Origin of the sequence: Streptomyces iconiensis, from assembly GCF_028657195.3 — a bacterium.
Lineage (GTDB): Bacteria > Actinomycetota > Actinomycetes > Streptomycetales > Streptomycetaceae > Streptomyces > Streptomyces iconiensis.
On sequence record NZ_JANCPR020000114.1, the window covers coordinates 1 to 1,427 of the forward strand.

Here is a 1,427-nt window from a genome sequence, read left to right on the forward strand (position 1 = left end):
GCATCCACCCCGCGAACTCCCGGACACCCCAGGATCTCCCCCGCCCGACCCCCCAGCCCGCCTCCCGACCACCGGGCCACCCCCGGCAGCCCCGTCATAGGGCAGCCCGAAGCGCCGGATCCGGACACCGCGGGGGGTCCCGGCGCAGGCACGGCGGCTCCGGCGCCCGAACAGCGTGTTCCGCCAGGGGAGTCGGCCACGCCGGCAGGCGAACGGACGGACCCGGCGGGCGAGTCGGCCGTGCACGCAGGCGAGTTGGCCGCACCGGCGAGCAGGCCGGTTGCGCCGACCGGCGAGCCTGCCACACCGGCAGGCGAACGCACTGACCCGGCGGGCGGTTCGGCCGTGCGGAACGACGAACCGGGCGCATCCGCCGACGTGTTGGCTCCGCCGACGGGCGGGCCTGCCGTATCGGCGTCCGAACGCTCGGCGCCTGCGGGCGGGGGGTCGGCCGCGCTTACGGGCGAAGGCGCGGACCCGGCCGGTTCCCACTCGATACCGCCGCCCGCCCCGGCCCGCGCGCCGCTGACGGGTGTGTCCTCGGGCCCGGGGGACCCGGCCGAGCGCCGGCCCGCGCCGCTCGCCGAGTCCACGGCCGAATCCGGGTCCACGGCCGGATCCACGGCCGAGTCCGGATCTGGGACCGGCCCCGGGCCCACGGCCGAGTCCGGATCTGGGACCGGCCCCGGGCCCACGGCCGAGTCCGAGTCCGAGTCCGAGTCTGGGACCGGACCCGGACCCCGACCCACGACCGGGTCCGGGGACGACACAGCGCGCCCGGAAACCGAGCGTGGCCCGGCGCCGGACCCGGCGTCCGACGACGGACAGGCCGCATCGACCGACGCCGCGCGAGGCGTCGAGCGAGGCACGCTGCCTGCGCGGGAACCGGTCGGCCACCCGCGGGAACCGGTCGGCCGCTCGCAGGAACCGGTCGGCCACCACACGTCGGAGAGCCCGAGCGAACCGTCGCACCCGCCACGGAACGCCGCGCCGGGCGCGGGAGGGGAGCGGGCGCAGGAGCCCGATACCGCTCCGGATCAGGCGCGTACACCCGGTACATCGGGCCCGGCGCCCGCCGAGCAGCGGCCCGAGAGCCCCGTCACGCCGGAACGCCCGTGGCCCGCCGTGCCGGAGGGTCCCGGACAGTCTCAGCGACCCGGTGCGCCCGTGCCGCCCGTGCCGCCCATTCCGCCCATTCCGCCCGTCCCGCCGGAGGGCCCTGTGCCGCTCGCGCAGTCCGCTCCGCCCGAGCACCCCGGGAAGGTGTCGGCCCCGGAGCCGCCGCGGCCCATGCCCACGGCCTCCACCGTCCCCACCGCCTCGGCCACTCCGACCACGGCGACGGCCCCTGCGACCTCTGCCACCCCTGTTGCCCGAGTCGCCCCTGCGGGCCAGGCGACCTCTGCCGCTGCCGTGGTCTCTGCCAG

At 78.4% G+C, this 1,427-nt stretch carries 1 pseudogene; it reads right to left on the bottom strand.

Going from position 1 to position 1,427, the window contains the following annotated elements:
- Nucleotides 1-1,148 precede the first annotated feature (1,148 nt).
- Nucleotides 1,149-1,427, bottom strand: a pseudogene (locus NMN56_RS42895) (hypothetical protein); the annotation flags it as partial.